A 7464-nucleotide genomic window follows, 5' to 3' on the forward strand; every position below is an offset into this window, starting at 1 on the left:
TCCCACCTTGTCCACGTGGTTGCGCATCTGCACGCCGTGGACCAGCGAGGCGCCTCCTCGGATGGCCGCCGCCACATGTACGGCCTCGGTCATCTGGTCCAGGTCCGAGCCCTTCTCCAGCGCGTCCTTGCTGTACGCGTCGATGCAGTACGGGCACTGGACGGCATGCGCCACCGCCAGGGCGATGAGGGACTTCTCGCGCGCGGAGAGCGCCCCCTCGGCGAAGACGGCGCCGTACCAGTCGAAGAACTTCTGAGCCAGCTCCGGCCGGTTCTTCCCCATGTCGGGGAAGCGGGCCAGATCATGCGAGTGGTAGTAGTGAGGGTGGTCCATGGCTGCGGCGCTCCAGTGCGGGGGAAGGACGTGTGAGAGGAGTAACGCGTCAAGGCTTCGAGGGCGTGTTCATGTGGCGCAGGATCAGGGCCTCCAGCCGCTCGAGCGCCTTGTCCAGCACCTCCATGGAGGGGCCGAACGACAGCCGCACGTACTGCCGGAAGCGCGAGGCGCGAGCGCGCCGCTTGCCAGGGTTCACGTCGAAGAACTCACCCGGCACGCAGATGATCTTCTGCTCCAGCGCCGCCCGGAAGAACCCCATCCCGTCGTTGAGCGGCGGCGGCAGCCCGGCCAGGTTGCCCCAGACATAGAAGGTGCCATCCGGCGGCCGATCCGAGCGGATGCCCAGCCGCTCCAGCCGCGAGTGGAACCGATCCCGCTTCTCGCGGAACGAGGCGTTGATGGCCATCGTCTCGGCCACCACGGCCTGCTCGTCCAGCAGCGGGAGCGCGGCGCGCTGCAGGGGCCGGCTGCCTCCACCGTCCAGGAAGCTGCCCGCGCTGGAGACCGCCTCGATGACCTGCCGAGGCCCCACCGTCCACGTCATCCGCCAGCCCGGGTAGCGCCAGTTCTTCGTGAGGCCGTCGAAGAGGACCACCGGATCCCGGTTGACGTCCTCCACGTACCGCGCGGCGCTCTCCACGGGGAGCTGCCCGGGGCGGCCCGTCCAGATGTAGTGCGAGTAGAACTCGTCGATGAGCAGCACGCACTCCTGCTCGCGCGCCACGCCCACCCAGCGGGCCAGCTCGTCGCCCTGCACCAGCTTGCCAGTGGGGTTGCACGGGTTGGAGAAGAGCAGGGCGGACAGCCCGCGCCCTTGCACCTCGCGCCGGAGATCCTCGTGCGTGAAGGCGTAGCCGCGCTCGCCCTCCAGGAGGATGGGGATGGCGGTGAATGCCTTGAAGACGTCCAGCAGCTCCTCGTAGGCCGTGTAGTCCGGCAGGAAGTGGCCCAGGTTGACCTGGCCCAGGCTCGCCGCGGCCCGCGTGAGGGAGGTGCGCCCGCCGCCGGACAGGCTCACGTTCTCCGCGCTGTACTGGCTCGGCATCCCCTTGCGGTAGAGCCGGTTGTAGAGGCTGGCGATGGCCTCGCGCACTTCCCACAGCCCTGCCACGGGCGCGTACTCCAGGTCCGCCACGTCCACCGCCACCTTGCCCACGCGGGGTGGGGCGCCGGGCAGCTCTCCTGTCTCGGGCTGGCCCTGGCCCAGGTTGCACCACTCCAGGTCTCCCGGCCGGTAGCCCCGGCGGCTTGCCTCGGTGGTGACGTAGATGACGCCCGTGCGGGGCACGGAGCGGAAGGCTGGGATCGGGGTCTCGTCGCTCACAGCGCGCACCGTACCGGAGGTTGAGAGCACGCGCCTCTCTCTTGCGGACAGCCCCTGACTACCGGACGATGGGGACCGTCACCGGGTCGCGATCGTCGATGGTCAGCTCCATCTCCCCCAGGCGCCAGAGCGTCGTGCTGAAGGAGGCCTTCACGGTGCGGCCATCCGCCGTCTCCAGCAGCGCCTCGCCCTCCTTGGGAGCGCGCTCTCCAAGCTCATACTCGAGCTCGGTGAAGGTGAGCCGGTTCGTGCCCTCGGGGCCGGTGAGCTCGCCCGGTCCGTTGAACACCAGCGAGGTGCCACCGATGATGGGCAGCCCGTCGCGCTTGCCCACGCGGCTATCCACGCGGAACGTGTACTCGGGCTTCCTGGGCAGCGGGCCCTCCGCCAGCGCGAAGTACCGCGACTCGTCTCCACAGGTGCCGTAGCCCACCTCCGCCTGCAGCGCGTCGTCGTCCACTCGCAGCTGGCGCAGATCGGCCTTCACCTCCATCCGATCCTCGCCCCCCGAGTACTTGAAGGCCGTCTGCCCAGAGACGGTGTGCTCGCGGACCTCGCAGCTGCCCTCCGGGAAGGAGAGGATCACCGCGTCCGTGGTGGCATCCAGCGCCTCGGTGCTGGCGGTGACACACCCCACCTGGGCCTGGACCGACTGGGCTGCCTTCCCCACGAAGCTCCTCCGGGACTCACCACATGTATAGACCGGCAGGATGCCCAGCAGCTCCAGCGCCGCGCGGGCCTGGGACGCCGCGATGAGCGCGACACCGACGTTGTCTCGCGCCTGATCGATCTGCTCCTGGGTGGGAGCTCCCCCTCCACAGGCGGTGGCGAGGGCGGTGAGGACGGCAAGACCAGTCGTGCGACGCAGCATGCGGGGGCTCCTCGGCGAGGCTCCGACGCGGGGGCGGCGGATGGACAGCCAGTTCAGCAACCCTCGTGCCTCGGCCAACCCCGCGAGAGAAGGAGCGGAGCGTGAAAGCGGGCTGTGCATCTCCGTGCACCGGGCTGCACACCCTGAGACCCTCGTGCCAAATCCCACAGGAGGCTTTTCAGATCCCTGGATTACAGATAAACTACGCTTTACCGTTGCTGCTGTTATCTGGTTCCAGAGCGAAAGTCGTCAGCTGAAGGGAACAAACCGACAAGTGAGTGTGTCGGAACCGCTGGAACCCGGACTGCCGTCGAGGAGACACGCTGTGGATGAACTGTTCCCGGAGGGGGAACGGGTGATTGCTTCCCTCGATCTGGAGAAGGCGCTCGTGGGTGCGGCGGCGGAGGCGCGCACGCAGTACCCCTGCCTCCTCGTCGAGGCCTCGCCTCTGGCGGACGAGCGCAGCCTCCAGTTCATCCTCCTCTCGGATCAGGTGAGCATCGGGGGCGACGCCGACTGCACGCTCTCGCTGAAGGATCCCTCCATCGCGCCGCGGGTGGTGACGTTGTCGGACCTCAGCCGCCCGGGAGACACGGCGCGCCTCGAGGACAAGGCGCCAGGCGCGGAGGGGGTGGGCGTGCTCCGGCTGGGAGAGGTGCTGCAGCTGGGGAGCACCCGCCTGCGCTACAGCCTGGCCGAGCTGGAGCCGCAGATCGCCCAGGTGCTGAAGTCGGTCACCGGGCTGATGCGGGAGGCGCACTACGTCCAGGCCCTGGAGGGGCTGGCGGCCCTCGCGAAGTACCGGCCTGTTGGGGGGACTCGGGGCACGGTGCTCGAGCGGATGCTGCTGGCCGCTCAGTTCCTCGAGGCTCGCATCCACTCCATCCTCGGCAAGTGGGGCACGGCGGTCGAGCTGCTCGAGGAGCTCATCGGCCCCGAGAACCCGGACGCGGAGCTGCGTCTGAAGTCCTCCTTCCAGCTCGGCGTCCTGTGCGTCCATCAGAACGATCTGGAGCGGGCGCTGACGCTGGTGGACCGGATGTGGGAGCTCGCGGAGGGGCGGGATGGGTACTTCCGGGCGCTCGCCCTCTGCCTGCGGGGCATGACGGCCGCGCGGCTCCGGGACTTCTCGCTGGCACGCCGGGCGTTCCGGGGGGCCTCCGCGAAGCTGCAGGCCAGCACCTTGCCCACCCGGAACCTGTCGGCCCGGATCCGCCTGGAGCTGGGAATCTCCCACTTCCTGGCCGAGCAGCATGAGCTGGCGCTGGAGCAGTTCGTGCGGCTGGAGCAGGAGGAGGAGCACGGGGAGGTGCACCGGGTGCTCCGCGCCGAGGCGCTGCGCTACCGCGCCATCATCCACTCGCTGCGCCGGGACTACGAGCAGGCGGATGCCTTCCTCCTCGAGGCGGTGAAGACCTTCGAAGAGACGAAGTGGCGCTTCCTGGAGTGCAAGGCCCGGAAGAGCCGAGCGCTCAACTCCCTGAGCTGGGGCCATGTGGACGAGGCCATCGTCCAGCTGCAGCTCTGCCAGAAGCTCCTGACCCACGAGGTGGAGAACGAGTACGAGCGCGCTGTGTGCGCTGGCCAGCTGGGCAAGGTCTACCTGACGCGCGGAGATGCCCAGGAGGCGCTCCGGTGGTTCGAGCAGGAGAAGCAGCTTCAGTCTGGCATCCCGGGCGTGGCCCACTCGCAGGCGTACACGTACCGCAACTTCGCGCGCGCCCACCGCAACCTGGGGAACGCCGCGGGGGCGGCGCTCTACTACGTGCGCGCGGTGGAGACGTTCCACGAGTTCTCCAACTGGGTGCAGAAGGGCCTGACGCTGGTGGAGCTGTGCCGGCACCGCATCGACGCGCGGGAGGTGGAGCTGGCCGGGCAGGATCTCCTCGAGGCCGAGAGCAGCTTCGTCGCGGCGGAGCGCAGCCAGGGCTTCGAGGCCACGCTCAACGTGCTGCGGGCGCAGCTGGCCTTTGCGCGGGGAGAGGAGCGCCAGGCCCAGGAGCTCTTCGCCACCAGCCTCCGGGAGCTGGAGGCCTCACCGCCGGGCTATCTGCTGGCAGAGCTGTACCTGTCCAGCGGGCGCCTGCACGTGGAGCTCCTCCGCCGCGCCGCGCAGGCCCAGGACACGGCCGTGGCCCAGGAGCACTCCCACCAGGCGAAGCGCCTGCTCGAGCGCGGCAGCGAGTGCGCGACGAGCCAGGGCCTCGGCTGGCTCCGGGAGCAGTTTCGCAAGGAGCTCGCGGCGCTGGACCGGTAGCCCTGCCGCGGCTTGCTCGCTACTCACCCAGCGTGGCGCGCAGGAACCAGGTGTGCTTCTCGAACGCGGTGATGACGTCGGTCAGCAGGCCCTCCGTGTCCAGGTCCTGGTGCTCCTGGGCCTGCTTGCGGCTCTCGCGCAGCCCTGACAGGTAGGTGTCGAACCGGTCCGCCAGCAGCCTCACGTGCTCCAGGTCCTTCACCGTCTCCTGGGGATACTCCGGCAGGCGGCTGGCCTTGGCCACGTGCCGCGCCGTGCCGTACGCCTTGGCCCCCAGCGTCACCGCGCGCTCGGCGAGGGAGTCGTTGTGCATGGCCAGGCCCACCGCGAAGGTCTCGAAGAGCGGGTGGAGCGCGGCGAAGTTCGGGCCCTTGATGTTCCAGTGGGCCACCTTGATCTGACTGTGGAGGTCCAGGCCGTCGACCAGCCGCTCGTTGAGCGTGGTGGCGAGCGCAAAGCGGGCTTTCTCGGAGAGGACACTCGGGCTGCGGTACATGGGGTCTTCCTTTCAGTGGGCGTCGTGTCGTTCTGAAAGCTTGGATGCATGAGCTTGAAAAGCAGACCGCCCCCCGGTGAAGTCACCGGAGGGCGGTCGTTACTGCAGGGCTTCAGTGTGGCTTACGACTCCAGGCCCACCGCCGCCGCGTGGATGACGGAGGCGATGCGCACCGCATCGTGCACCTGGTCCTCGGAGAGGCCACCCTCGAGGACGACCTTCTCGTGGGACTGCACGCACGCCTCGCAACCATTGATGCAGCTGATCGCCAGGCAGACCAGCTCGAAGTCCACCTTGTTCGTCAGCACCTGCGCCAGGCGGTTCATCCGCAGCCCCGGCCGCTTGGTCGCGTAGGACTCCTTCCGGATCATGTAGCGGAACCGGTAGTAGACGTTGTTCATCGCCATCAGCGAGGCCGCGGCGCGCGCGTCCTCAAGGACGGGCTCGGGGGTGGTGAGGGCCTTCTTCGCCTCGTTGATCATGGCCTCCTTCAGCCGATCGTTCCGAGCGGCGTAGGCGCTGCCAACGGCCACACCCCAGCGCTGCTCGGGGGTGAGGCTGCTTGCCTCCAGGACGGCCTGGAGGTTGAGGCGGGTGTCCTTGTGGACGTCCGCCAGCTCACTGCGGACGACTTCGAGCGAGGCCATGGCTGCTTACCCCGCCTTTGCCAGCTTCTTGGTGAGCGTCTCCTCACCCTTCTGCCAGTTGCACGGGCACAGCTCGTCCGTCTGGAACGCGTCCAGCGTGCGCACCACCTCGGCCACGTTGCGGCCCACGGACAGATCGTTCACCGACACGTGGCGGATGACGCCCGTGGGGTCGACGATGAAGGTGGCGCGCAGGGCCACGCCCTCCTCCTTGTGGAGGATGCCCAGCGCGTTGCTCAGCTCGTGCTTCATGTCCGCCAGCATCGGGAAGGGCAGGTTCTTCAGATCCGGGTGGTGCGTGCGCCACGCGTGGTGCACGAACTCGCTGTCGGTGCTCAGCCCCAGCACCACCGCGTCGCGATCATTGAAGTCCTTGTTCTTCTTCCCGAACTCGGCGATCTCCGTCGGGCAGATGAAGGTGAAGTCCTTGGGCCACGAAAACAGGATGATCCACTTCCCCTTGTACGTGTCCTTGGTGATGGTCGCGAACTCCTTGCCCTTCTCCAGGCTCACGGTGGCCTTCACGTTGAAATCGGGAAGCTTGTCGCCAACGGTCAGCATGCTTGACTCCTTGTGGGGTAGGGGGCCTGCCTTGGAAGGCGGGCCCGAAAGGGTTGTGCCTGCTACCACTGAAGCAGGTCCCGTGCCAGGAAAACGGCCCCAATCTTTTCAAGAGGTTACTCAGTCAACCCTTGAGAATGACGCCGCCAGGTAGGTGAATAACGAAATGTCGGTGCTTTTTGCCACTGCAATCTCGGTGGCCACTGACTATTCGTGAGGCATGGCACACGAGAGCGTGACGGCTGGCCCCTGGATGGGCAGTGCGATGACCAAGGAGGCGAGGGACCTGGTCGAGCTGGCGAGCACGGAAGAGGCCGTGTCGGAGCTCCTACGTCGTGGGTTGGACTGGCTCACGCGCATCGCCCGGTTCGACCTGGCGACGGTGTTCCTGCTGAAGGACGAGCAGCTGGTGGCGGTGGCGGCGCGGGGACCGCTGGCCAACGCGAAGGTGCGCGGGCACGTGCTGGAGCTGGCGAACTTCCCCATGGTGCGCCAGGCGCTGGAGACGCGGCGGGCGCGCGCCTTCACGGAGGAGGACCACACGGGCGAGGGCGATCCGTTCGACGGGGTGCTGGATCTTCCGCCGGGGCACTCGTGCATGGTGGTGCCGCTGTGCTCGGGAGATCGCCGCTACGGCGTGCTCACGCTGGATCGCTCCGAGTGTGAGACGTATCCGCAGTCCGTGGTGGATCTGGTGGAGGTGTATGGGCAGCTGCTGGCCACGGCGCTGCACAACGCGGAGCAGAAGGCCGCCTTCGAGCGGATGCACCGGCAGGATCATGAGCACGCCAAGCTCCTGGAGTCACAGCTGGGCGGGGACTCGGAGGGCATCCTCGAGACGAGCCTGAGCCCCGTCATGAGGGATCTGGCGCGGCGGGCGCGGCAGGTGGCGGAGACGGAGACGCCGGTGCTGCTGCTGGGTGAGACGGGCACCGGCAAGAGTCTGGTCGCGCGCGTCGTGCACGCGCGCGG

At 68.1% G+C, this 7464-nt stretch carries 8 protein-coding genes; 2 read left to right on the forward strand and 6 right to left on the reverse strand.

All coding sequences use genetic code 11. The annotated features are described in order from the left end of the window. The 3 genes from VD972_RS15785 to VD972_RS15795 all read right to left on the reverse strand — a co-directional run. On the reverse strand, positions 1 to 333 hold a 333-nt coding region (locus tag VD972_RS15785; RefSeq protein ID WP_324987684.1), incomplete at its 3' end, for an arsenosugar biosynthesis-associated peroxidase-like protein. A 49-nt stretch (positions 334 to 382) separates the two neighbouring features. Further along, on the reverse strand, positions 383 to 1660 hold the full coding sequence (locus tag VD972_RS15790; protein WP_324987705.1) for a pyridoxal phosphate-dependent aminotransferase: 1278 nt from the start codon (positions 1658 to 1660) through the stop codon (positions 383 to 385). Between the two features lie 58 nt (positions 1661 to 1718). Then, positions 1719 to 2531, reverse strand: coding sequence for a hypothetical protein (locus tag VD972_RS15795; protein WP_324987687.1), 813 nt, complete (start codon positions 2529 to 2531; stop codon positions 1719 to 1721). Positions 2532 to 2856: 325 nt separating this feature from the next. On the opposite strand from VD972_RS15795, the gene VD972_RS15800 reads away from it, so the two are divergent. Beyond that, positions 2857 to 4788: a hypothetical protein gene (locus tag VD972_RS15800; protein ID WP_324987690.1), complete on the forward strand. Its 1932-nt coding sequence runs from the start codon at positions 2857 to 2859 to the stop codon at positions 4786 to 4788. Between the two features lie 19 nt (positions 4789 to 4807). On the opposite strand, the gene dps is transcribed toward VD972_RS15800, so the two are convergent. The 3 genes from dps to VD972_RS15815 all read right to left on the reverse strand — a co-directional run bounded on the left by dps (position 4808) and on the right by VD972_RS15815 (position 6492). Next, positions 4808 to 5284 (reverse strand): DNA starvation/stationary phase protection protein Dps, encoded by a 477-nt coding sequence (dps, locus tag VD972_RS15805; RefSeq protein WP_324987693.1) that lies wholly within the window; start codon positions 5282 to 5284, stop codon positions 4808 to 4810. Between the two features lie 122 nt (positions 5285 to 5406). Beyond that, positions 5407 to 5931, reverse strand: a complete 525-nt coding sequence (locus VD972_RS15810) for a carboxymuconolactone decarboxylase family protein (RefSeq protein WP_324987696.1) — start codon at positions 5929 to 5931, stop codon at positions 5407 to 5409. 6 nt (positions 5932 to 5937) lie between these two features. Continuing rightward, on the reverse strand, positions 5938 to 6492 hold the full coding sequence (locus tag VD972_RS15815; RefSeq protein ID WP_324987699.1) for a peroxiredoxin: 555 nt from the start codon (positions 6490 to 6492) through the stop codon (positions 5938 to 5940). Positions 6493 to 6712: 220 nt separating this feature from the next. Between VD972_RS15815 and VD972_RS15820 the strand changes: the two genes are divergently transcribed. Continuing rightward, positions 6713 to 7464: GAF domain-containing protein (locus VD972_RS15820; protein ID WP_324987702.1), on the forward strand; the 752-nt coding region annotated here is incomplete at its 3' end.

It is taken from the genome of Hyalangium sp. (assembly GCF_035629615.1).
Classification (GTDB): Bacteria; Myxococcota; Myxococcia; order Myxococcales; family Myxococcaceae; genus Hyalangium.